Source organism: Virgibacillus chiguensis (assembly GCF_900129865.1).
GTDB lineage: Bacteria > Bacillota > Bacilli > Bacillales > Amphibacillaceae > Virgibacillus > Virgibacillus chiguensis.
The window spans coordinates 385,571-410,439 of sequence record NZ_FQXD01000002.1; the positions used below are offsets into that span (position 1 = coordinate 385,571).

The window sequence follows — 24,869 nt, forward strand, 5'->3', positions numbered from 1 at the left end:
AGTCGCTTAGTTACTGGGCGATGAATCAAGACATGCATAAATAGTTATTTATTTATTTCCTAAGTACACTCTTTATCGTTTCCTACACAGCAAAAATTACATTTAATGGATTTTATAGATAAATTATGAAACATTTTTCTTTCTGCATCGTACTACTTCATAAAGACCTGCGGTAGTATGTCAAGTAAAAATTAAATAGTTTTTTAGTTATCAAGGTACAATTTGCTTAAAAAAGGCAACCCTAAACCGACTCCAGTAAATATGTGTAGGTCGAAACGCACACTGGGAAACAGTCTTTCTAATGCGGTTGTCCGCAAGGAGAGTAAGAATTGTCCCAAATGATCCTAAGACCATTATTAGGAACATCACGGAACGTCCAAGATATTTGACATATTATCTTAGGTCTTTACTAATTCATGAGTTTGTCCAAACCAAGTTACTTGGAACGGAAGGCGGCGACTCCAGCGGGAAAAGCATGAGACTTGAGACCCCGCAACGAGCGTTTTTTGCGAGTGAGGAGGCTCAAGCCATGCCCGCGGAAAGCGTCCGCCTGCAGTGGAAAGTAACGGTAGCACTAGCAGATACAATTTTTATAAATTAGTTAGAATAAAATAGGCGGAAAAATAACGCCTAAACATAATATACGAGGAGACAAAAAATATGAATATATGGAGCATTATTTTAATACCTTTAGCTATTGTTGGCGGACTGTTTTTTTTCAATTTCTTATCTGGTCAAGGAAAAGGTAAAATCGTCTTTGATTTAGACAAGCGCTATGTTAATTACGGAGAATACATACAAGCTATTTTACAAGAATTAAAAAAACAAGGAAAGCAAGCTTTCTATGAAGGTAATGGGCGATTTATTATTGATGGGGCTCCTTACACGTTTATAGAATGGAACGTTAATTTAGGTGGCGTTCCGACCCAACGAACGGTGTTAAAACAAAATAAAACTTCATAAATACCCGTGCTAATAATTAGTGATTAGTTGACTGTGTTCTCTCTACTAACAATTCTTACACCATGATAAGTGAGAAAGGGACATAACTACATACTACCGCAAATGGTATGGCTAATGAAGGGTTCATAGTAGAGGAAAACAAAACGACGGCTTTCACCATAAAATTTGGTGATAAGCCGCGTTTATACTCCTTTTACTTATGTCCCTCGCTCTAAAGATTTGCTGTTTATTCGGTTAAAAGTGGGTAATATCCTTCTTTTGTATGTGTTTCGGTTCCTACTAGAGGAGGATTAAAAACACAGACCATGCGCATTTGTGTTTTTGCACGAAGCTCATGTTTATCATTTTCGTTTAATAGATACATAGTGCCTGGCTTCAGGTTATATACTTCACCAGTTTCCAGCTTTTCTATCTCACCTTCCCCCTCAATGCAATAAACCGCTTCAATATGATTTTTATACCAGAAGAAATTGGTTGTTCCTGCTTTAATTATCGTATCATTTAAACTAAAACCTACATTATCTTTCTTCATGATAAAACGGCGACTCGTCCAATTGTTACCCGATGTTTCATCTCGAGTGCCAATGATATCGTCTAGTGATTTAACAATCATGTAAGTATCTCCTTTATTTATCCTTTATTGTTTAACACCTGTTCAATGCTTACTTCTAAAATATCAAACCCTTGGTTGATCCCCGCTTCATCAATAGTTAACGGTGGTAGAAACTTGACAACTTCATCATCTGGCCCAGATGTTTCTATAATTAACCCAATTTCAAAAGCTTCCTTACAAACGGCTGACGCAAGTTCACTTTTCTCCATGGCAATCCCTTGCATCATTCCTCTTCCACGAGCTTTCGCATTTAATGATGGGAATTTTTCGATAATATGATCTATACGTTTTTTTATGATTTTACTTTTCCGATGTATAGACTTTGAAAATTCTTCATCCTTCCAAAATTCCGTTAAAGCTTCTGTTGCTGCGATGAACGCTAAATTATTACCCCGGAATGTTCCGTTGTGCTCCCCTGGTGCCCATTGATCATATTCCGGTTTGATTAAAGTAATGGCCATTGGAAGTCCAATACCACCAATTGATTTTGACATACACACTATATCTGGTATGATACCAGCTAGCTCAAAGCTGAAAAAAGTTCCTGTTCTCCCACATCCAGCTTGAACATCGTCTACAATTAATAAAATATCCCAACGATTACAAATGAAAGCAACCTTTTGCAGCCATTCCGTGCTAGCCGCATTAATGCCTCCTTCGCCTTGGACAGTTTCAAGAATAATTGCTGCAGGCAAAGCGACACCGCTCCCGCTATCTTCTAAAAATCGTTCCAAGTAAGCAATTGAATCTTGATCATCCACATATTCGTCAAACGGCATAGAAACACTGTGATGCAGTGGTATCCCGGCCCCATGACGTTTAAATGAATTTCCTGTCACCGACAGCGATCCAATTGTCATTCCATGAAAAGCATTCGTAAAGCTTATTACTGTATCACGTCCAGTTACTTTTCTAGCTATCTTCAATGCACTTTCAACTGTATTCGTTCCAGTTGGGCCTGGAAACATCACTTTATAATTCATATTTCGTGGTTTTAGAATGGTCTTATAAAAGGTCTGTAAAAATTCTTTACGGGGTGTCGTCCCCATATCCAAACTATGAATAATATTATCATTTTGTATATAAGTGATTAGTTTCTGTTGCATCTTTTCATGGTTATGACCATAATTTAACGCACCAGCACCTGCAAAAAAATCAATATACATATTTCCATCTATATCCCAAAGTTTATAGCCTTTTGCTTTTTCAAAAATCGTCGGCCATCCTCTGCTATAAGTTCTTACTGCTGATTCTAATTCTTCAAATGCTTGCATCGGACTATTTTTTACAACTGTTGTAGTCACCAAATCATCCTTTTATTTGTTATTTTCCCTTGGAATAGGGCCAATCTTATACAACTGTTCATCTTCATGTCCTGTTCGTGGAAAATCGACGGAAGTATAGTAATTACCAACAACACATTCTGTATTTAGTTTTTTAGCTAAGCCCATAAATAAATACTGTGAGGGCAAGTTAGAAGGTGTTACCGTTGCCTCAACAAACTGAATTTCTGCTAACTGCTTTCGTTCTAGCAGTTTAAATAACATACGTGTCGCTAGACCCTTCCCACGCTGTGAAGTATCAACAGCAACTTGCCAAACAAATAATGTATTCGGTTTATTCGGATGGATAAACCCGGATATAAACCCAACCACTTCTCCCTCTTCCTCAACGATGATAGATGTTTCAGAAAACATATCACACCATAGAAGATAACTATAAGAAGAGTTTAAATCCAGATTATCAATTTGATGAATTAAATCCCAGACTGCTGCCCCATCATCTTTTGTAGGCATACGAAATGTAAGTTCTTGTTCTACTTTACTTTTAACTGAATTCGTGCGAATTGCTGTTTGGATGGTTTCACTTCTCCCTTCGTTTAATATAAGCTTCTATATAAGCTTATAAATAAATCAACTACATCGTCAAAAGGCTTTAAGTAGCATTTAGGAAGATTAAATGTGTTCAGCAGCCCTCACGGTTGTAGAATATGCTCTCCTTTAAGAATAGCTACGAAAAATTCCAAATAATAGTATTGTTATCTAAATTCGATGATAAATAAAACAACATCTCTTACCATTCGACAATTATTGCATCTTTAACTAGCGTTATTATACAATTAAATGGTAAATGTAACTAATTGTAGGTATCATTCCTTTTTTCGAATAAGTGACTCTCTATAACAGAAAAAAGGTGCAAGCGCCCGTTTTGCAACGTAGCGAGTGGAGCGAATCAACGAAAGTTTTAGGAAGCCTGCCACTAAAACAGGGGTATGCCGACGCACGAAGGCAAGCCCGTTTTTAGTCGGCCTTCCTATTTAGCACGAACCGATAGTGACTCAGCTTAGGGGCAATGGAGTGAAGTCGCCTAGTTGCTGGCCGCTGGAGCCGGACGTCGCTATTCCATTAAATCGGTATCCAATAGCAACAAATTTTATACTTTTCTTATCCTCTTAGAAAAACTTGGCTTTTCACAACGCCTTGATGGCGATGGGAATGCCGTCGTTTTTCTTATACTAATAAGCCTAGAGGTTCTATACTTTCCTATAGTGCAACAAATACCCGAGCATCAAATGACGATGATCGGGTATTTGTTCAATGCTTAAGTACGATTACAAATATATATGTTTGGTTACCGAATTGTAATAGTAAAGAGTATGTGAGGTGCATGTATCAAAGCCACGCTCTTGCAAGAATATCGGCAAATCGTTGTCTCCCATTAATTACTAAATGTTAGGTCTAAAAAGGTATCTGATTCTTTTTGAACGAACAACAGCTTATGAATAGTAAGATATAATTAAAACAATAAGTTTTTTTCTACTTTCCCATTCTTGATTACTACTTGTATGGTATCATTATTCAATAGCATATCAACATCGTTTAGTGGATTGCCTTTTACAATGATAATATCCGCTAATTTCCCCACTTCAAGGGTGCCTAACTGCTCTTCCCATCCTAAACACTCTGCGGCTGTTTTAGTAGAAGCCACAATTGTTTCCATAGCAGTCATCCCAGCGTCTCTCATTAAACCAAGTTCTCGTAAATTTGTTCCATGCTTCATAACACCAGCATCCGTTCCCATTGCAATCTTTACGCCTGAATCGTACGCTTTCGCAATGCTTGCTTGATGCTGTTCAATCACTTCTTTCGACTTTTCTACAGCTGTATCAGGCATTCCTGCATCTTTTGCTGTCTCTAAAACAGCAACCGGAGCAAGTAAGGTTGGCACGAGATAAGTTTCATTTTCTAACATTAATTCAATAGCTTCATCATCTATAAAAATCCCATGTTCAATGGAGTGAACACCAGCTTTAATCGCATTCTTTATCCCTTCAGCACCTTGGGCATGAGCCATTACCTTAACACCTTTGCGAAATTTTGCCTCTTCTACAATAACTTTCAATTCTTCCAATGAAAATTGCGTAAATTCAGGATGGTCTGTGGCACTTAACACACCACCTGTAGCATGAACTTTAATCACTTCTGCACCAGCCCGTAGCATTTGTCGTGTTTTTTTACGAACTTCCTCTACGCCATCACATTTCCCATTTGGCATACCTGGGTAATTAGAAGCTAACAAATCCACGGTGTTTCCAGATATAGTATAACCATCGCCATGCCCTCCAGTAATTGTTAAAGCATTAATACTTAATTGCATCCTTGGTCCACATATTAATCCTTCGTTAACAGCCTTTTTCACTCCTAAATCAGCACCTAAAGCATCGCGAACAGAAGTTATTCCAGCATGTAAAGTTGCTTTTAAATAATTTGCTGCTTGATAGTACATAAATGAAAATGGAGTGGCTAATCTTTGGGTAATTGGTGCGTATTCAAACATCATGTGTACGTGTGTATCAATAAAACCCGGCAAAACGGTGCCACCTTGAGCATCTATTACGGATTCTGATCCATCAAATGTATAATTTTCTTCTTTACCAACGTAAGTAATTTTTTCATTATCTAAGGCAATGATACTATCTTTTATTGGAGCTGCACCGTTTCCGTCAATAATAAGCGCATTCTTAATTAATTTTTTTCCCAATTTTTCTTCCTCCCGTTATAAAGTTTTTACTAAGATTCCAGCAAGAACTACAGATGCTACTGTTACAGTTGTAAATCCGCCAATTAGCATAGGCGCAAGTAGCTCATTGAAGATTATTTTCTCTTCCTGTTTATTTCTAGCTACACTACGACTCACTTCTTCACATAAAATGTAATCCGCAGGGAATCCAAATAATGCGGTTAAAGCAACAGGCATACCTTTTAATACATCCCATTTTACTAGCTTGGACATTACATACCCGCCCAGTGCGATTGCGAATGTTCCTAAAATTAAGATCAGCAAAATACTAGGTAAATTTGCGAGAACATCTTGAGGAGAAACCCCCGCCATTGTGCCGATAACTACAAATATTATTGCTACCATTGTTATAGAAAAAGAATTCGCCTGTTCTAGAGATTTACTCTCTAACAAACCTAATTTCAAACCAATAATACCAATTGCCAAACACCATAAGCTATAATGTATAGGTGTTAATTCACCAAGAGCAACACCTATTGCTGCTCCCACAAACACGTAAAACAGTTTTAACGTTAAACTTTGCTTTAATGGACTGATTTGTTCTGTCGCACTAGACGCTTCTTTATACATAATGCTTGCATCCATAGGGATAAATGTATTGGTATCCATTTGCTTTTGAAGCTTCAACGCATATCTCCGCATAAAATTTAGTGCTAATGGCATACCTAAAACCCCTTGAAAAGCAACAACTAAGGCTGGTATAACGACAAGGCTAGATTTACCTACAGCAGCAAGCTCTTCAGAAGTAACAATTAAAGCAATAATTCCTCCACTCAACGGCCCAACTCCAGCAACAGCCGTTGCATAGTCAAAAGCAAGCGAAACAACTATTAAAATAGTGGCACTTGCTACAAGTATACCACCTAATGAAATAAAAACGGCTTTTATTTGACTTTTTAATAAAGCTATAGGAATCAAAGTACCCATATGAACGATTGCAGGACCAATTAATATGGCGCCTAATGCAGCAAACTGTGATTTTTCCAATATATCTCCTGGAAATATCCCTGTCCAAACAAGAACAAGAAACCCTGTCATGGCAGTGAGTAGCATAGGTATTCTTGCTCTAGAAACAATGGAGAGCCATTCTCCCAGTGCAATTAATGCAAAAATAAGTACAGTAGCAATTAACGGGTTAGCTAACAAGAGAATCGCCTCCTAAAAATAATACTAACTAATATATCACTAGTAGTGTTTTTTGTCTATACTGCTTTTTTTGACAATTAACGTTTATTTACACAATTTTACGCTAATATATAATTAATATTTATTTTAAATTTGCGATGCTCCCTTTATAGGTAACGCTTTCAATATATTACTAAAAAGAGCGCAAATGTTTCTAAAATTTTTCTCAAAAGTTTTACATAGAACTTAGCTTGTCGCAAGTCTTATAGCAAAAGCCTTTGTTTTTCTGTTACTATAAATTTCAAAAACTTTAAACTTACCTATAATGATAGAAAATTCCAATGGATATATCGTTATTGTACAAAACTCCCACTCACGAGTTGGCAGATATGTGTTGGACAGGTTCAAATGTGATATACATTTCAGAATCCTTAGGTAAAATCATTATTTTGGTGCACTCGCCCAAAACGATTGAATAGATAAAGCATATATTATGAATAAATACGCATATATGAGGTGTTTGCTAATGGATAATAAACGTTGGAAACGCGGAGAACGAGGACCGTTTCAAGGTATTATGGAACAAATGGACGCTTTTTTTAATGAATCTGCGAAGAACTTCAATTCGCTTATTAAACGCCCATTGGCTGTTCGTACACGTGAAACAGAGGACAATGTGATTGTAGAAGCTGAACTTCCAGGGTACAGACGCGATCAAATCCAATTAGAGATATTTGGTAATCAATTACGAATTTTTGTTGAAGATCATTCGAACACGGATGAAGAAGGTTACAGCCACCAATCAGAAAGAACTGTAACACTTCCATTTGCAATTTCCGAAAAAGAAACCGAAGCAAAATTGAATAATGGCATTCTACAAGTAACTATTCCGAAAAACAATTCCAGCCGGAAATTTATCTCCATTCACGACACTACAGATTTGTAACGGTTTCGGTTAAGCGTTTACAATAGCAGAAACATAAGATGATGCATCACTCAATTAGTGGGGCTTTTTTCTACCCCACTAATTGTTATAAAGTTTGAATGTGAACGACCGTATTATATACGTGCCAAAATTTCAAGACACACTTTACAGACACTTTACACCAGTTTTATACTCCCTTCATAACAGATTGTTACACTGAATGTAGTAAAGACATATAATCGGAGGGGTTTCAGGTGAAATTTTTAGGGAAATTAGTAATTTCGCTTGTTGTGATGATCATTTATTATGTTTAAAAACTCCATAGTTTGAAAAAATTTCCAAACTTTAACCCGCTCATTTTCTTTCTGGCCTTTATATTCGTACACCTATATTTATATCAAGTTATCATCTAACCAATTACTAAATATAACCCTCCTAAAGCAGCTAACAGCAACACTATAATTGTAAACACGTTTTGCGGTATCCACGGTAGCACTTTAGCCCCAATAATGGCCCCAATTAAAATTACTGGAAGCATTAATAAATTCAGGCTAAAAGATGCACTGCTAATTAAATTTAGATGCAAATAAAGAGGAACCTTTATCGTATTTACAGTTATAAAAAACCACGCACTTGTACCCACAAATTCTTTTTTAGGAACTCTTTTTACTAACAAATAAATCGTCATGATTGCACCAGCAGCATTCCCTACCATCGTCGTAAAACCACTAAGGATTCCCATAGTTATTGTAAAACTAATGGAGGTTGGTAACAGCTGATTAAACCGCTCACCAAATTGATTACGAATGACGTTTAAACCGATTATAACGAGAACGATCGTTCCTATGATTGGCTTTAACTGTTCATCATTCACTTGTCTTAAAACAAAGAACCCACCAAGAATTCCAACTAAAATCCATGGAATAAGCGGTATAAGATTTTTCCAAACAACATGACGACGATAATAAATGACAGCAAATAAATCGCCGATCAAAAGCATAGGAAGCAGAACGCCCACTGATTCCTTTGCTGGAAAAACAAACATAATTATTGTGACCACTAAAATAACTAAATTTGGAATTCCAGATTTAGAAAAACCAATAAATAAAGCACAAGCAATTACGATGAACCAGTCCAAAATGGTTAAATCAAACAAGTGAATCCCCTCCTTTTTACTGTAATACTAAAATTTCTATCTATCTTTCGTCACAACGACTTGGCATTTCCCGACTCTAAATCCCGCTGTGAAACTAATCATTTGCTTCTTTTCTATTACAGTAAATGAGAGAGCCATAAAATTGAAAAGTGTACATAGAATAGTATTGCATAATACACGTTTTTGAAAGCAATATGCTCATTTTTTCGCAAACCAGCTTAATTTATGAAAATTTCTTTTTATGACGATACAATATCGCAAACAAACCTACCATCACGGCTGCATAAAGGAATATCCATAAATAAATAAGGAGCAGTCTCGTACTGTCCAATGGATCGTTCATAAGTAAAGCTAATTCTGATACTGGCGGAAATACTATTAATATGTATTTCCAATATCCTGGCAATAATGGTTCTACTCCTAAGGAGACAATAGATATTACAAGCACAAGACTAAGCCCCAACCAGGAATTAATCTTTTTAACTAAAATTATTCTAGAAAATAACACACTGACAGTAACGGCTACTAACCCTAATAAAAAATGAGTAAAAAAGCCAACAGTGACTTCTAATACTGTTGGGTTCTTGCTAAACATTCCAAAAACAATAGGATAACTAGTCGAAATAAGAGCTAACAAAACGACAAAACTACTGGCTGTTACATATTTACTGCAAAAATATCGCATCTCATTTTTAGCGTGAAGCATCGTTATTTGCTGTTGAACGGGATCTTCTGTATGAAAAAAACGAACCGTAATCCAAGCTGCTATAATATACAAATATATCGAAGTCACGCCATAACTAGCTAACACAGGGTTTGGATAAATAGCATAGTTGACCACTAAAATGATAATAAAAAAACTCATAGGCGCTACATAATTGTATGATTTTATGTATGATATAAGATGATAAGTCATCAAAGATCTCATTTCGTTCCCTCCTTTGCTTAGAAAACTTGCCTTACACAATAAACTCTGAAATTCTATACTTCGTACATAGAAAACGCTTTTTATGGAATATGCCATACAGAATAAATGGACGCTCCACTTTGAATTAATAGAGCAATGATTTCATCACTTTGTCGTGAATTTACAGTAAATTGAATCTTCTTTTTGTGTATTGTTTCATGATTGATACCATAGATAGCGCTTATTTGTGTAAGAATAGATACATCTGCTGGAAGCGTCGACTTTATCGTAACAAGACTCTCCTCGACATAATCATAAGTGATTACACTTTCCATAAGCTTCCCATTTTGTAATGTAACGGTACGGTCTGCTAAACGATGCACTAGTGGCGAGTCATGGCATGTAAAAAAAATCGTTAAACCTTGCTGCTTTAATTGATATAACATAGATTCTACTTCTAACTGAACAGACTCATCTAACCCTGATAAGGGTTCATCTAATATGAGCAAAGAAGGTTGATGTAAGAGTGCTTGCATGATATTTATTTTTTGTCTCATTCCCTTCGAATAATGCTTAATTGCTTCAAACTGGGCAGTAAAGTTAAACTGATCAAAGAGCTGACCAACACGTTCTTTTGCGACTTCACGTGAGAGTCCTCCTATTCTTCCTAAATGATAAAGATAATTAAATCCTGTAAACGTCATATTCGAAGGAAATTGCTCTGGTACATACCCTATCCGGATATGCTCACGTCGAATGCTTCCACTTGACGGAAGTGTAATTCCTGCTAAAATTCGTAGTAAAGTGCTCTTACCTGATCCATTAGCGCCAATAATTGCTACTGTTTTCTGTTGATAAAAAGTAAAGTTTAGGTTCTGTAAAATATGTTTTTTATTTATGTTTTTTGACATATTTTTACCTTGCATCAATATGGACAACAAACCACCCCTCTTTAAAAATACCTATTCTAACGAAGTAATACATTACTGCGCTTACCAGCATGTGCTTTACTTTTAACCACACTTTTATTTGACACGCTATAAGGAATATTTTGGATTATATATGTATTTATTATATCCATAGTTACTTTTACTTTCAAAATCTTTTTACCTATTTGTCTTTTTTGATGGTTAAATGGATCTTTATTGTGGTATAACATAACATATAAGTGTCATGAATTAGAGCAGTCTGTGTTCCAAAAAAAATTATCTATACAGGGGAAAATTTCATTTTATTCTAAGGAGGATGCATGTATGCCTAGCGGAACAAAGGAAATGACTCTTCAAGCGCCAATTGAACAAGTATGGGATTTTGTTAGCGATATGAACCACTGGGCTCCGTTAGTACCTGGCTATATTGATCATGAGATTATAAACGATACCGAATCCACATGGAAATTCAAAGGGGATCTCGGTATTGTTCAAAAAAAAGTACAACTAAAAGTACTTATAACAAAGTGGGAAAAACCTGAAAAAGTAACTTTTAATTTAAAAGGAATAAGTGAGAAATTCACCGGTAGTGGTTACTTTCATGCTTTAGCAATAAATTCAGATACAACAAAAATGACAGGTCATCTAGACATGAAAGCTGAGGGGATGATGGGACCAGTTATTAACCCAGTTTTAAAATCCTTTCTACCTAAGATGACTACAGAATTAACGGAAGCAATTGCCCAAGAAATAACCAACAGCAAAAGTCATTCTTAATCTACATTGGAAGAACAAAGAAGGGGCGCACATTTAGCAACGTAGCGAATGAAATGAATGAACTGGGATAAAAGATTTACGGTAAGATGACGAACCGATCATGACTTATCTTTTTACGAAGCTTTTATGGGAAAAAGGGAGTTTTTCTTATATTATAAACCTTTCATTTTTATACCTTCTATAAGACATAAGCAAATACAATAAAGCCCAAATTTTTCATATCCTTCATATAGCGAAAATAAAAGCTGAACAATTCTTATCATTGTTCAGCTTGCTTACATAAGGGAATCTTCAACCCTTGGAGGTTTTCTTTTACCCAAACACGAATTGTGTTTAGTAGCCCAAAGGTATGACATATGGCTCCAGAGGGCAATTTGAGTCACCTTACCGCTTTTATTACATTTTCACTGCAAGGCTATTTGCATAATGGCGTTTATGCTCACCAACCCCGGAAAGTTTAATCTTTGCAGGATCATTTTGATCATCCAGTTGATAAGCAGTTCCATCTTTTGGCAACGTCGCTGCAAATATTCGTTCGTACTCCTCTACACTTACTTCTGTTCTAGAAGAAAGTAATTTCTGATGTTGCTCTGCATGCAAATGTTCTTGATAACCAGATTGTAAAATACCCGCAAAAAATTCTCCTACTGCTCCAGATCCATAACTAAACAACCCAATCCTGTCACCAGCACGTAGATTATTTTGATGCTCAATTAAAGACAGAAAGCTCAAATACAAAGAGCCAGTATAAATATTTCCGACATTTTTATTGTATATTTTACTATGTTCCAAGTTTTCTAACAGACGTTCTTTGTCCGCTTCCGTTCCTTGGTCATAAATCATTCTTAGAGCTTTTAAACCCATTTTCGTATATGGGAGATGGTAGCAAATGGCAGAAAAATCGCCAATTCCCAAGCCTGTCTTTTGTTGATAGGCTTCCCATATCTTTTCAAAAAAAGACAAATACATTTCATTTGATAATTTTCCATCTACTTGAGCATATTCAGAGTATACAGGTCGCCAAAAATCCATTACATCTTCTGTTAAATAGGCAGATGGCTCCTCTATTGCCATAATTTTAGGGTTCTTACTCATTACCATGGCTACTGCACCTGCACCTTGTGTTGCCTCTCCACCAGTTCGTAGTCCATATCTGGCAATATCTGAGGCCAATACTAGAACTTTGCTGTTTGGATGTAAAGCAATGTGAGCTTTAGCCATTTGAATCCCAGCTGTTGCTCCGAAACAAGCCTGCTTTACTTCCACGGTTCTTGTTTGCGGTTGGAGATTTAATAAATGGTGAACATATACTCCTGCTGCTTTAGAATGATCTACACCTGTTTCTGTACCAAATATTACAAAGTCAATAGCTTGTCTATCTGATTCATCAATAATTTCCAAGGCAGCATTAGCAGCCAACGTAACAGCATCCTGGGTAAGTGGTGCGATAGCCATTTTTTCTTGACCAATACCAATGGTGAATTTGGCTGGATCTACGTCCCTAGCTTTTGCCAAATCATTCATATCTACATATAAATGTGGCGTGTAAAATCCTATTTTATCTATTCCTATTTTCATAATAAGCTCCTAGCTCCTTTACTACATACTAGATGAAATATCCATTAAGTGACTATTTTCACAATTAATCTAAAAAATTAACCATAGTATATCATAATATAATCTAGTCTTAAACACAAATAACGGCGCTTCCAATTTTTTTATTTAATTGAATTATCGCCCATAAGATTCCTCTATGAATTTGGAAAGGAAAGAACAAAGGCTCGGGGCGCCAGTTTAGCAACGTAGCGAATCGACGAAAGTTTTAGGAATCATGCTCCTGCAACAGGAGTATGCCGGCGCCCATTCGGTTATTTGATTACGCCAAAGCATCAAATTTTATGCTTTCTTATCTTTTAAAAAAGGGAAAGAGGAAAACAGTATCTAATGTGCACATGTGCTCCGTGAATTTTAATGCCATTAAAGTCTCTGCGCAAAGCTTTATTTTCCTCTTCTACTGTATACATTGGATCTAATCCGGATTACGCCCTGTAAGTTCGAAAATCTCTCGATACAACTCTGGCATCATAACGATACTTGGCCCTAAATCGAATTGATAACCATCTTGTTTAATCCGATGCATTTTCCCAATTGAATAATTAATTTCTACTAATTTTATCTATGTAATTTAAAGCCATTTTAACATTTTTAAATGTATTCATATCTTTAAACGTATCTTGAATAATCACCGTTTTCAGAGCCATATCTGGGCGAAAACCAACAAATAATAATTCTTTGCCCATTAATGAAATAAATTGATGAACTTTTAGAAGACGTGACACAGTATATGTATCCACTTCATATAGCCCAGATAAATCAATAATGATATATCCCTCATTTGCCTGCTCCATATACGTAGATATATTAGTCATGAGCGTTTCCATTCGCTGATCATTCATATTACCGATAAGAGGTAAGACTGCGACATCATCTCTAATGGGTACAATAGGCGTGGAAAGTTTATCGATCTCCTGCAAACTCATTTGTAATAGGCGTTCACTTTCTTTTAATTCTGTAACATCTTTTTGGACGCCAACGAAATAATATTTTTGCTCCTCTTCCACCCACATCGGATCAATCGAAAGCTCATTCCAAAAACCAGTCCCATCTTTTCTATAGTTATATAGCTGTAGCGAAATGGACTCCTTTGTCCAAATTGCAGACCGTATTCTATCCATACTATAAGATTCCGTAGCTTCACCTTGCAAGAATCGACAATTCTTACCTATAACTTCATTTTCTTCATATCCTGTTAATTCAGTAAAACCTTTATTTACAAAAATAATTGGATTATCTTCTATATTTGGATCAGTTATAATTAAGCCGACTCTCGTATAATTTAATGCCTTTTCAAATAAATGCAATTCATCATGTCGTTGCTTCTTCATTCAAATGATTCCTCTTTCCTGCAAAATTATCTTGTATAAGACATACTTTATCTATGGCTTGCTTGATACAAATAATGGTATGGTTTTCCTTTAAGTACGCCTTGCTCTTGGTCAATTCCTTTTTGCGTATTTCTATTTTTATGCGCATGCTGGTACGCAGTAGATGCTTGCCAATTTCGGAAATCTTCCTCCGTTTGCCATTGTGTTAGAACAATATATATATCATCTTGTAAAGGCCGTAAAACGCGAATTGCGATAAAGCCTTGTTCGTTTTCTATCATTCTAGGGCGTTGTAAAAAAACGTTCTTCAAAGCGCTCCCTATTTTCACTATAAACACCAATATAATTTAACACAGTAACAGCCTCTTGACACAACTTATTGGATTGATCAATGATTTCATAGGTATTTACCTGTTCTGAAACAATTTGAACTTGGTTTCCTTCTTCAATAATAGCTAATGTTTCTCCCCCATGAATCCTTTGAATCTTCAATTTCACTTTTCAACATCCTCCCTTAAACTTTTTAACTGCAACAAAACATAATTCTGCAACGACTTATCAAAATAGACAGGCGGCAACAGCTTTGCTTTTGGATAGCCTAGCACCCTGTCTTTAAACTGCTCGTAAACTGCCCCTTTTCCAAATGTTAGTGGCAAAATATAAAACAACTCATAACGGAAAGAAAATTGTTCTAAAACGGCATGTTGCCCTTCGCCAAATAAGAACAGAGACGAGGATGGTCGGGAATATTGTTGTTCCAAAAGAGTAGTCAACTGTTCAAGTGCATCATTTGCACGAGTGTCATGAGCTGACCCATGTGCCGCAATAATAACTGGTTGATTATAAACCGAATATAAACGCTCAACCACATAGGTTAAAAATAAACCGTCTTCGCAAAGTGGTGGGAGCAATACTGTATTTTTATTTATTTCTTGTTCGTATGCTTCAATAACCCCTTTTACATCCTGGTTATAATGCTTCCCTCTTAAGAAAAGCAATGGAAAAATGTAAACACGTCCGTATAAGCTATCCCGTTGTTGCATAATTTGATTTATAGTAGGCTCTGCTTGCTCAATATAACATCCAATAAAGCGCGCATTTCCATCATCCCAAGCCTGTAAATGATCAACAAAGTTTAAAAACGCTTGATTCTTATCATCATCCTTAGATCCATGATAGACAATCACAACTACATCTTTATCCATCAAGAAGCCCCTTTACGTTTATGCATTTTTTAGAGAAAAAATCAGTTTCACAGCAAAGTTTTTATGAAGGAAAAAACGTTCTTAATAGGAAGAAAAGATGTTTATTTTCCTATAGCGGGAAAGATCCTTCCAGTGCTGCTAAAATCTACATTAACAATATCACATTCTTATGCATGATAACAGTTTACCAACCCGACTATCATTATTAAAACTTCTATTGCTTGAACAAATGTTCATGTACAAAATAGTAGATGAATAAATAACTAATAAAGCTTTTGTCATTCTCCTCCATGTATTTAAAAACACACAACATGGTAGTATTCTCATCCTTCAACGTCGGCTTCCCTTGTTTGTAAAAATGGAGCAACGTCATAAAACCATTGAGTGTGGTTTATTTTCAAAACAAAAAGAGCTCTTATTATAATAAAGCTCTTTAAAAACAGACTTATTACCAAATCTTTATGGCGAATTTCTTATACGATAAACCTTCTACAATTCTATAATACAAGCAAGGGTTTTATCTCATTAAACTGGGCAAAATTGTAACAAAAGAAGGAAATATAATGAGTATTAAAATGCAAATAATCATGCCGACTATCATTGGTATAGCTCCCTTAAATATAGTTTGAACAGGTATATTAGGAGCAACCCCTTTAATTACAAAAATACTAATTCCCAGTGGGGGGGTTAAAGAACCAATATTAATTGCCATTACCATTATAATTCCAAACCAAACACCATTAAATCCTAGTTCCAAGATTATTGGATAAACAATTGGGATGGTAAGTACAATCAGAGATAACCCTTCAATAAAACATCCAAGCAAAAACAATGCTAGTAATATACCAATAAGAATGATATAGTGATTTAAATCTAAACGACTGACAAGATAAGTTAATTCTACAGGAAGTCTACTTATCGTCAAAAACTGACTAAACAACGTAGCTCCAATTAGAATAAAGAAGATATAAGCTGTTAATTTTACAGATTCATGAAAAGCTAGTTTTAGCCGGTGCCAATTCATTTTTCTAGTAAGTAAGGAGAAAAACAAAGCACTGATAGCTCCTACTCCAGCAGCTTCTGTGGGGGTAAATATCCCTAAATATATTCCTCCAATACTAATTAAAAAAAGCGTTGCAAAGGGCCACATACGTATTAGTGTGGTCATTTTTTCCGTTGTTAAAGCGCTCCCTTCTTCTCTAGCAGGAGCTAACGTAGGGTCTCTACGCACAAGAAACACTACAATCAATATAAATAGGAGCATTTGAATCATTCCTGGAATGATTCCTGCAATAAGCAGTTCTCCAATAGGTTCTCTCGTTTGAATGCCGTATAAAATCAAAATCACACTTGGCGGAATCAGAATGCCTAATGTTCCTCCCGCTGCCACACATGCTGTAGACAAGCTTGGCTTATAACGATATTTTTCCATTTCAGGTAAAGTGATTTTCGATACGGTAGCAGTTGTAGCATTTAAAGAGCCTGATATGGCTGAAAAAATAGCTGCAGAACCAATTGTTGCCATGGCTAAGCCACCTTTCCAATGACCAATCCAACTATCGACAGCTTTGTATAAATCTTTCCCCATACCTGTATAAGAAAGAATCATACCCATCAAGATAAATAATGGAATAACGCTTAAAGAGTATGAACTTGCTGTATCAAAAGGCGTTCTACCTAATTGAGAAAACGCCACGTCCCAACCACGAATAAGTGTTGTTCCGCTTAGAGCAATTATAATTAAAGCGATGCCTACAGGTATTTTTAATAACAACAGGCCAACTAATCCAATAATTCCTATCATCCCTATCATTTCAGGAGTCATTTATGAAGACCCCCTTATGCATATAACGTATAGCGTGTAGCAGGGCTGATAATGCGAATAAACTTAATCCAATAACAGCTACCCAAGCAATAGGATAAAGAGGAATAGTAAGATCTCCGGTAGTTGTATTAGCATTGTATAGACGAATTGCGTATTCGCTAGTACTCCACCCTATTAAAACCATTAAAATAAAGGTGAGGAAATGAATGATGGCATGTAAAACCAATTGCATTCGCTTTGGAAACCGTTCGAAAACAAAGTCTATGGAAATATGTTCTTCTTTTACATGTGTATAAGCAATGCTTAAAAAAATCACCATTGATAAACCAAGTTCCGTAAAATCAACAGCACCTAATATGGGTTTATTCCACATCCACCTTGATAAAACATCTATGGTAATATATATAGCCATCATAAACAAAATACATTGAGCTAGCCTATGAGAGAATCTTGCAAGTTGTTCTATCCACCTTTTCAATTATATATCACCTCTTTTAACGTAACTCTTCTTTAAGTTCTAAAGCTCGATGGTAAATTTCCCTGCCTGGATAGCCTTCTTTTTCCATTTCTTCTATCCATGTCTCAAAGACAGGTTTTAAGGCTGCATTCCATTCACCTATTTGAATTTTATCTACCTCATACACTTTCGCACCGTTCTCTTCTGCTAGATTTCTCCCTTTTCTCCCATCTTGATCAAAAACTTCGCCACTTTTTATCGCTGCTTCTAAACCAGTGGATTCGTGTATCATTGATTTTTCCGATTTTGAAAACTGATTATACTTGTGTTTGTTCATGACAGCAAAAAAAGGCGTTGTTGAAAAGTTTCCGATCGTAATATAGTTTGTTACTTCATGAAGGTTGTAATTATATAAAGCTTCTAACGGAATCATTGCTCCATCAATGACGCCTCGCTCCATAGATTCATACACATCTCCCATTGGCATAGATACCGGAACGGCACCTAGCGCTTCTAATATTTCATTTGCTAATGGAGATGGTGATCGAATGCGTAACCCTTTTACATCTTCTGGAGATTTTATTCGTTTTGTTTTCGTCACTAACTGAGCAGGATCTGCGGTGAATAAAAATAATGGAACGCTATCATCATGTTGCTTTTGAATACTAGGAAATTCATGAAATAAATGTTCTATTATTTTTGACCCGTGTACTGCTGACTCTGCAAAAAATGGTAATTCCAGTATAGAAACTAAAGAAAATCTTCCTGGTGAATAGCCATGAACGCTTAAGGCAATGTCTGCCTCTCCAGTGACGGCCATATCATACTGTGATCCTGCATTCCCTAATGCATTAGAAGGGTATAAATCATATGTAATCGAATGATTCGATTCCTCTGTCCATTCATCGCCAATTTCTTTCAGAATATCCGTTTGAATGGGGTGGCTCCCGGGTAAAAAATGGGAAATTACCAAATGGTGATCCGATTCGGTTAAAGCTATTCCTTGAGAACAAGCCGATAGAATAAATAACCATACAAAGCCTATAAGCAGGTAGTGATTTCGCAACATCCTATCACCTCAAATTAAAATTACTAAGCAAATAAGATCGTTCAAAACAAAGTTCGGTGCGCCGCGTTGCAAATGGAACAAATCAACGAAAGATTATGGACAAATTTCTGCTAAACCCGTCCACGTCTTGTGGTGGGTTTAGCAGTAAGCAAACACATTATTTTTCTTGTATATAGCGATGATGAATATTGTTTAATTTGTAGGTTGGAAGAGTAAATTCATATAATTCTAGGGAAATAGCTAAATACTTTTCGTTATATAAAGAAGCTAAATAGTTTGTCATCACCGTAAACAAGTCATTGCATAATAATTTTTTTTCCTCATCTGTCCTCCCTTTTCCAAGTTTTAAAGTTGCATGAACAAACGCATCATCCTCTGTACCATCTGCGACAAGATATTCTTCTAATGCAATTGCTCTAGAACGAAGTCCACCTATGGGGATTAGCTCACGATGGCATAATAACACCTGATGAACCTGTTTCAATAAATCAGGGATATTTATTTCCTTTCGAATATTGGCAGTATATTCGATGATTAAATGAGGCATGCAACTCCCTCCCTACTCGTTTTTAAAGTTTGTTAACGCTTCTTCACTTATAATCGTATTCATTAAACGCCCAATCCCTTCAATTTCCGTGATAACCTCATCTCCCACTACCGTATCAATGGACCCTTTTGGTGTACCTGTTAAGATAATATCTCCTGGATATAACGTCATAAAACTACTCAAATATTCAATGAGTTCTTGTATGCTTAGAAGCATATCTCCTGTACAACCTTGTTGTGTTTGTTTTCCATTAACAAACGTTCGTAAAGTTAAGTTCATCGGATCCTTTACGTCTTCTTTGTCAACAAGCCAAGGACCAATCGGTGTTGCAGCATCACGGTTTTTCACACGTAGGTTTGGGCGATAATAATTTTCTAAGTAATCTCGAAAGGCATAATCATTTGCTACAGTATAGCCTCTTACATAGTCATAAGCCTCTTCCTGCTTTATATTTTTTCCTTGTCTACCTATTACTACTACTAATTCACATTCATAATGCATAAACGTCACATCATTTGGGCGAACAGTCTTTCCATTATGACCAATTAAAGTGTTTGGGCCTTTAAAAAAGACTAGCGGCTCCTTTTGAACTGCTGAAAATGATAGTTCTTTCGCATGATCCGCATAATTTAATCCTAATGTAAAAATTGTATTCGGCTGTACAGGAGGTAACCAAACTACTTCATTTTCCTTGACTAGCTGACCATCAAGTAGTTGAATATTATTCTCTGTCACAATGGCTTCTTGTATACTTCCTTCAAATGCTACCCGTGCATACTTCATATTCTTCCTCCTGCAGGTAGTGATTCCGTTACTATTGTATTTTCAAGTGTACCTACCTTTTCAATTTCTATTTGTACACGTTCATTTGCTTTTACTCGTGGAGGATTCTCAGGTATACCTACTAATAATACATCTCCTTTTGCAAGTGTCATAAACTCAGTTACATCACAAAGCAATTTTTCTACGGATCGAATCAATTGATTTGTATTACTACGCTGTTTAACTACTCCATTAACGAGAACACGAACCTCTAAGTTATTAGGATTATCTACTGCGGTTTTATCCATAATCCATGGCCCAATTGGACAAAAGCCATCTCGTGCTTTTTCCTTTACCGATGGACGATAAACACTATCATGCGGAATGCTAACATCATTGGCAATTGTATATCCTTTAATATAATCTAGCGCGTTAGCTTCCGATACTTTCTTTGCCGTTTTTGCAATCACAATCCCTAATGCTGCACCTATTTCCACCGCGCTTTCAGGACAAGGAATAGAAGATGCTGTTGCAGCAAATGTATTCATCGGTTTTATATAGAGAATGGGTGCCTTAGGTGGCTTTTCATAGGGTGCTTCATTCATAGCTGGCTTTAATTGCTCATAGGCACCATGGTAGTTTAATAATGTCCCGTATACAGTTCCATTTATAGGAATTTCCAATGGTATTTGATCTGCTTTATAGGTGGTGTTCCCTATCATAATCGTTTGCTTCCTTAAATCCACTCTACCTTCTTGTAAAGGCCCTACTCCTGACAACTTCATATAAATTGTCTGCACTATTTTCACCCTTCCTCACTCGTTGCATTAAAATGACATCATAACGTAAGCAGGATTCGAAAAAAGTTGTTATTTTCAAATATATTTAAGATGAAGAAGCCTACGTTTGCTGCAACACCTTTCCATAATCCATTAAGGTTTCATATATTTCGTTCTGTAATTTCTCAGAGGGAACATCCATTGGCAAACGTAATACTGGTTCAATTTTCCCCATCATGCCAAGCGCTGCTTTAACGGGAGCAGGATTCGTATCTTTAAATAAAACATCATTTAACTTCATTAGTTCAAAGTGCAAATTCTGTGCCTGTTCAACATCACCTTCTGCCCAGGCATTATGCATATCAGCTACTTTTTTCGGCTCGACATTCGACGTTGCACTAATTGATCCTGCTCCACCAATTGCAAGCATAGGATAACAAAGCAGTTCAATACCTGAAAACAGCATAAAATCTCTTCCACAATGAAGCAATACACGATTTACATGCTCAAAATCTTTATTCGATTCCTTAACACCAATAATATTAGGACATTCTTCCCTTAATCTAGCTAATGTTTCCACTTCCATATTGACAGCTGTCCGACCTGGTATATTATAGACAATAATCGGTATGTCTACTGCATCAGCTACGGTTTTAAAATGCTTAAATAAAGCGTGCTGATTTGGTTTATTATAGTACGGAACAATGACCATAGCAGCATCCGCACCAATCTCTTGAGCTTTTTTCGTTAGGTACATCGTTTCTTCATGATTTGTAGAACCTGTTCCAGGAGCAAATGGCACTCTTCCACGAATGGCTTTGTGGGCATTTTCCATTACGTAAACACGTTCTTCTAAAGTAAGCGAGCTTGGTTCTCCCGAAGTTCCCGTAACAGAAATAGCATGTGTTCCATTTTGAAGTTGATAGTCAATTAATTCTGTTTGTTTTTCATAATCTACTTCATAATTTGCTTTAAAAGGCGTAATTAACGGAGTAACAGACCCTCTTAATCGTTGTTTTATATTCTCATAGTTTTTAACCAAATGAATCATCCCTTCCTATTATTTTCACATCTATTCCAAATGAATAACATACATCTTTTATAAATAATCACCACAGATGGCAAGCGTATGACCTAAACCCTTTCATAATTAGGGGGACCATCTAGCATCTGATTACAATACGCTTGTATTAGGAGACTTACAGCTTCTCCCCTTACATGGAGAATAAACGAAAAGAATCAAGACGAAATATAATGAGATGAGATGCTAATGAAATTCTTGCACACTTTTTTCATGCTACATGATAAATTGTGGCTTACTTTTTTTCAGTTTAGGCTGCTGTAATGCTATTTTTTGACCGGTTTGTATATCTAAAACGTCTGAAGCTTCATCAAACCAGCTGTCTGGAGCTTCATGTCCCCAAAAGGTTTGCCGCATTGGATCATCCAATTCCCATTTTATAGGTTTGAAATCAGGGTCACTCGTTAAATAATCACCATTATATAGTTCGATTCGGTGTCCATCTGGATCTCTCACGTATAGGAAAAAAGCGTTCGAAAGCCCATGGCGACCAGGTCCTCTTTCTATGTTGGTGCTATATCCTGCCGCTGCTAGCACATCACATCCATCAATGAGGCTCATAGGATCTTTTAACCAAAATCCAATATGATGTAAACGGGGGCCTACTCCATTCATAAACGCAACGTCATGAACAGAAGGCTTACGATGAAGCCAAGCTGCCCATATTTTTTGATGTTCCCCTACTGTGTACTCTGAACAGGCAAAATCTAGTTTGTGCAAATAATAGTGGTAAGCTGTTTCCACATCGCGCACCATACAGTTAAAATGATCAATTCGTTGAACTTTTGCACCTGTGTGCAAATCATACCGTTGTAAGAGTCGCTCCACTGCCTCCATTTCTGCATAAAATTCTATAGGAATACCTGTTATATCCTGCACACGAATTGTTTGACCAACAGCAGGCTGTTCTCCTGCTTTGATCCGCTTTACTTCTCTTCCTTGACGCCTAAAAAAACTTTCAAGTTCATCTATATCTTTTTCTGAGGTCACTTTGTAACTAATTACTTCCACAGCTGGCTCTTGTTTCTGTTTTAACCATAAACTATGATGATTATGCTCTTCTAAACCACGAAGAAACAAATTTTCATTATCAGTATCCGTGACGACAAATCCAAGTTTTTCGTAAAATAAACGCGATTTTTCTATATCGGTAACATGTAAGACAGCACGACCGGCACGTATAATATTAAAATTCACCTTCATCAAGCCCCCTTTATTTTCCAAATTGTGGAATATAGTGATCTTTCAATGCAATATGAATAATTTGCGTTTCTGTATAAAAATCAAATGCGTAATGCCCACCTTCACGACCTATACCACTATGCTTAGATCCTCCAAATGGCGTCCTTAAATCCCTTACATTTTGAGCATTAACCCATAACATTCCTGAATCAATGGCTTGAGCAACCCGATGCCCACGTTGTATATCTTTTGTCCACACATAACCTGCAAGCCCGTAGCGGACATCATTAGCTAAATGAATTACTTCCGCTTCATCCGTGAATGTCATTGCTGCTATGACAGGGCCAAAAATTTCTTCCTGAACGATACGCATATCATTTTTCGCATGGAGAATTAAAGTCGGCGGAACATAGTTTCCCACACTATTCCTTGGTGCATGGCCACTTATTACTTCACAACCTTCTTCTTTTGCTAAATCCAAATAACTCCGCACATTTTCATAATGTTCTTTATGAATTAACGGTCCTACTTGTGTATTTTCATTAAGCGGATCTCCAACTTTTATATTGAAAATTCGTTCTTTTAACTGTTCAATAAATGTGGAAGCGATACTTTCATGTACATAGAGACGTGAATTAGCTGTACAACGCTCCCCATTGAAAGAGAAAATTCCCCATGTACATGCATCTAACGCTCTTTCTACATCTGCATCTTCAAACACTATAATCGGTGACTTGCCACCAAGTTCCATCGAAAAACGCTTTAAGCTATCCGCTCCATTTTTCATAATTTCTGAACCTGTTGTTGTTTCTCCAGTGAATGAGATTAAAGGCACATCAGGATGTGACACCAGTGCTGCTCCAGCTGTTTCTCCATAACCATGAACAACATTAAACACACCATCTGGCAACCCTACTTTATCTATAATTTCCGCTAAACGATTCGCTGTTAACGGTGACCATTCTGCTGGTTTTAACACGACAGTATTTCCAGTAGCAAGTGCAGGTGCAAGCTTCCAAGTTTCTAACATAAATGGTGCATTCCAAGGTGTAATTAAACCAGCTACTCCAACAGGCTTATGAATGGTGTAATTTAAAAATTCATCGTCTACTTGATATGCTTCTCCAACCATCCTTGTTGCAACCATTTCTGCATAAAAACGAAAATTATATGCTGCTCTACTTACCATTTTTTTTGTCTGACTTATTGGCAACCCCGTATCAAATGACTCGAGTGGCGCAATTTCGTCAATATGTTCATCGATGACTTCGGCAATTTTATAAATATAAGCCAGCCTTTCCTTTATTTTTAACTGCCCCCACTCACCGTAAAATGCTTTTTTAGCAGCATTTACAGCTAAATCTATATCCGCTTTATTCCCTGACGCTACTTGATTGATCGTTTGATTGGTAAATGGACTAATATTTTCAAAGACTTCCTCCTGAACTGCAGAAACAAATTTCCCATTAATATAATGTGGAACATCCTTCACTTGTTGCTTCATTTCTAAATGTTGTTCTGTTATTTGATTTGTCATACTTA

General features: G+C 36.4%; 26 protein-coding genes. 4 read left to right on the top strand and 22 right to left on the bottom strand.

The genetic code is table 11. From position 1 onward, the window contains the following. Positions 1–385: 385 nt before the first annotated feature. Together BUB45_RS20100 and BUB45_RS04310 are read left to right on the top strand one after the other, a co-directional pair. Positions 386–601: a hypothetical protein gene (locus BUB45_RS20100; RefSeq protein WP_139300087.1), complete on the top strand. Its 216-nt coding sequence runs from the start codon at positions 386–388 to the stop codon at positions 599–601. Positions 602–660: 59 nt separating this feature from the next. Continuing rightward, positions 661–963 carry a hypothetical protein gene (locus tag BUB45_RS04310; protein WP_073005635.1) on the top strand — a complete coding sequence of 101 codons (303 nt, stop codon included), beginning with the start codon at positions 661–663 and terminating at the stop codon, positions 961–963. A gap of 226 nt (positions 964–1,189) precedes the next feature. On the opposite strand, the gene BUB45_RS04315 is transcribed toward BUB45_RS04310, so the two are convergent. The 5 genes from BUB45_RS04315 to BUB45_RS04340 form a co-directional block, all read right to left on the bottom strand. Next, complete coding sequence (locus BUB45_RS04315) at positions 1,190–1,576, bottom strand: ectoine synthase (RefSeq protein WP_073005637.1); 387 nt, start codon at positions 1,574–1,576, stop codon at positions 1,190–1,192. 17 nt (positions 1,577–1,593) lie between these two features. Next, positions 1,594–2,880, bottom strand: a complete 1,287-nt coding sequence (ectB, locus tag BUB45_RS04320) for a diaminobutyrate--2-oxoglutarate transaminase (RefSeq protein ID WP_073005639.1) — start codon at positions 2,878–2,880, stop codon at positions 1,594–1,596. Positions 2,881–2,892: 12 nt separating this feature from the next. Then, on the bottom strand, positions 2,893–3,372 hold the full coding sequence (gene ectA, locus BUB45_RS04325) for a diaminobutyrate acetyltransferase (RefSeq protein WP_073005641.1): 480 nt from the start codon (positions 3,370–3,372) through the stop codon (positions 2,893–2,895). A 1,000-nt stretch (positions 3,373–4,372) separates the two neighbouring features. Next, a complete protein-coding gene (locus BUB45_RS04335) occupies positions 4,373–5,617 on the bottom strand; it encodes a metal-dependent hydrolase family protein (protein WP_073005644.1) in 1,245 nt (414 codons plus the stop codon). Between the two features lie 15 nt (positions 5,618–5,632). Continuing rightward, entirely contained in the window at positions 5,633–6,802 is a 1,170-nt protein-coding gene (locus tag BUB45_RS04340) for a hypothetical protein (RefSeq protein WP_073005646.1), read from the bottom strand. A 505-nt stretch (positions 6,803–7,307) separates the two neighbouring features. Between BUB45_RS04340 and BUB45_RS04345 the strand changes: the two genes are divergently transcribed. Continuing rightward, a complete protein-coding gene (locus tag BUB45_RS04345; protein WP_073005647.1) occupies positions 7,308–7,727 on the top strand; it encodes an Hsp20/alpha crystallin family protein in 420 nt (139 codons plus the stop codon). 388 nt (positions 7,728–8,115) lie between these two features. Here the strand turns inward: BUB45_RS04345 and BUB45_RS04350 are convergent, their stop codons facing one another. The 3 genes from BUB45_RS04350 to BUB45_RS04360 form a co-directional block, all read right to left on the bottom strand. Next, positions 8,116–8,862, bottom strand: a complete 747-nt coding sequence (locus BUB45_RS04350) for a sulfite exporter TauE/SafE family protein (protein ID WP_073005649.1) — start codon at positions 8,860–8,862, stop codon at positions 8,116–8,118. A 223-nt stretch (positions 8,863–9,085) separates the two neighbouring features. Beyond that, entirely contained in the window at positions 9,086–9,790 is a 705-nt protein-coding gene (locus BUB45_RS04355; protein ID WP_073005651.1) for a hypothetical protein, read from the bottom strand. Between the two features lie 80 nt (positions 9,791–9,870). Continuing rightward, entirely contained in the window at positions 9,871–10,680 is an 810-nt protein-coding gene (locus BUB45_RS04360; RefSeq protein ID WP_212590743.1) for an ABC transporter ATP-binding protein, read from the bottom strand. 342 nt (positions 10,681–11,022) lie between these two features. Here BUB45_RS04360 and BUB45_RS04365 point away from each other — a divergent pair, with 342 nt between their 5' ends. Further along, positions 11,023–11,475 (top strand): SRPBCC family protein, encoded by a 453-nt coding sequence (locus BUB45_RS04365; RefSeq protein WP_073005653.1) that lies wholly within the window; start codon positions 11,023–11,025, stop codon positions 11,473–11,475. Positions 11,476–11,871: 396 nt separating this feature from the next. Here BUB45_RS04365 and BUB45_RS04370 read toward each other — a convergent pair whose 3' ends face one another. The 14 genes from BUB45_RS04370 to hpaE form a co-directional block, all read right to left on the bottom strand. Next, positions 11,872–13,053, bottom strand: a complete 1,182-nt coding sequence (locus tag BUB45_RS04370) for a hydroxymethylglutaryl-CoA synthase (protein ID WP_073005655.1) — start codon at positions 13,051–13,053, stop codon at positions 11,872–11,874. A gap of 578 nt (positions 13,054–13,631) precedes the next feature. Next, positions 13,632–14,420 (bottom strand): YtvA family blue-light photoreceptor, encoded by a 789-nt coding sequence (ytvA, locus tag BUB45_RS04375; protein ID WP_073005657.1) that lies wholly within the window; start codon positions 14,418–14,420, stop codon positions 13,632–13,634. A gap of 47 nt (positions 14,421–14,467) precedes the next feature. Then, positions 14,468–14,701 carry an antibiotic biosynthesis monooxygenase family protein gene (locus BUB45_RS04380; protein WP_073005658.1) on the bottom strand — a complete coding sequence of 78 codons (234 nt, stop codon included), beginning with the start codon at positions 14,699–14,701 and terminating at the stop codon, positions 14,468–14,470. Between the two features lies 1 nt (position 14,702). Continuing rightward, complete coding sequence (locus tag BUB45_RS04385; protein ID WP_073005660.1) at positions 14,703–14,918, bottom strand: hypothetical protein; 216 nt, start codon at positions 14,916–14,918, stop codon at positions 14,703–14,705. Further along, positions 14,915–15,625: a sirohydrochlorin chelatase gene (locus tag BUB45_RS04390; RefSeq protein WP_073005662.1), complete on the bottom strand. Its 711-nt coding sequence runs from the start codon at positions 15,623–15,625 to the stop codon at positions 14,915–14,917. The genes BUB45_RS04385 and BUB45_RS04390 overlap by 4 nt, the downstream gene beginning before the upstream one ends. A gap of 517 nt (positions 15,626–16,142) precedes the next feature. Continuing rightward, positions 16,143–17,450, bottom strand: coding sequence for a TRAP transporter large permease (locus BUB45_RS04395; RefSeq protein WP_073005664.1), 1,308 nt, complete (start codon positions 17,448–17,450; stop codon positions 16,143–16,145). Further along, a complete protein-coding gene (locus BUB45_RS04400; RefSeq protein WP_073005666.1) occupies positions 17,440–17,928 on the bottom strand; it encodes a TRAP transporter small permease in 489 nt (162 codons plus the stop codon). The genes BUB45_RS04395 and BUB45_RS04400 overlap by 11 nt, the downstream gene beginning before the upstream one ends. Positions 17,929–17,944: 16 nt before the next feature. Beyond that, complete coding sequence (locus tag BUB45_RS04405; protein ID WP_073005668.1) at positions 17,945–18,976, bottom strand: TRAP transporter substrate-binding protein; 1,032 nt, start codon at positions 18,974–18,976, stop codon at positions 17,945–17,947. Between the two features lie 157 nt (positions 18,977–19,133). After that, positions 19,134–19,523 carry a 5-carboxymethyl-2-hydroxymuconate Delta-isomerase gene (locus BUB45_RS04410; RefSeq protein ID WP_073005670.1) on the bottom strand — a complete coding sequence of 130 codons (390 nt, stop codon included), beginning with the start codon at positions 19,521–19,523 and terminating at the stop codon, positions 19,134–19,136. 12 nt (positions 19,524–19,535) lie between these two features. Next, positions 19,536–20,306, bottom strand: a complete 771-nt coding sequence (locus BUB45_RS04415) for a fumarylacetoacetate hydrolase family protein (protein ID WP_073005672.1) — start codon at positions 20,304–20,306, stop codon at positions 19,536–19,538. Then, positions 20,303–21,085, bottom strand: a complete 783-nt coding sequence (locus tag BUB45_RS04420; protein ID WP_244527652.1) for a fumarylacetoacetate hydrolase family protein — start codon at positions 21,083–21,085, stop codon at positions 20,303–20,305. Before BUB45_RS04420 ends, BUB45_RS04415 begins: the two co-directional genes overlap by 4 nt. A 100-nt stretch (positions 21,086–21,185) precedes the next feature. Beyond that, positions 21,186–22,106 (bottom strand): 2,4-dihydroxyhept-2-ene-1,7-dioic acid aldolase, encoded by a 921-nt coding sequence (gene hpaI, locus BUB45_RS04425; protein ID WP_237342749.1) that lies wholly within the window; start codon positions 22,104–22,106, stop codon positions 21,186–21,188. A 255-nt stretch (positions 22,107–22,361) separates the two neighbouring features. After that, positions 22,362–23,342 (bottom strand): 3,4-dihydroxyphenylacetate 2,3-dioxygenase, encoded by a 981-nt coding sequence (gene hpaD, locus BUB45_RS04430; protein ID WP_073005748.1) that lies wholly within the window; start codon positions 23,340–23,342, stop codon positions 22,362–22,364. Positions 23,343–23,358: 16 nt separating this feature from the next. Continuing rightward, positions 23,359–24,831, bottom strand: a complete 1,473-nt coding sequence (gene hpaE / locus BUB45_RS04435) for a 5-carboxymethyl-2-hydroxymuconate semialdehyde dehydrogenase (RefSeq protein ID WP_073005751.1) — start codon at positions 24,829–24,831, stop codon at positions 23,359–23,361. Positions 24,832–24,869: the final 38 nt, after the last annotated feature.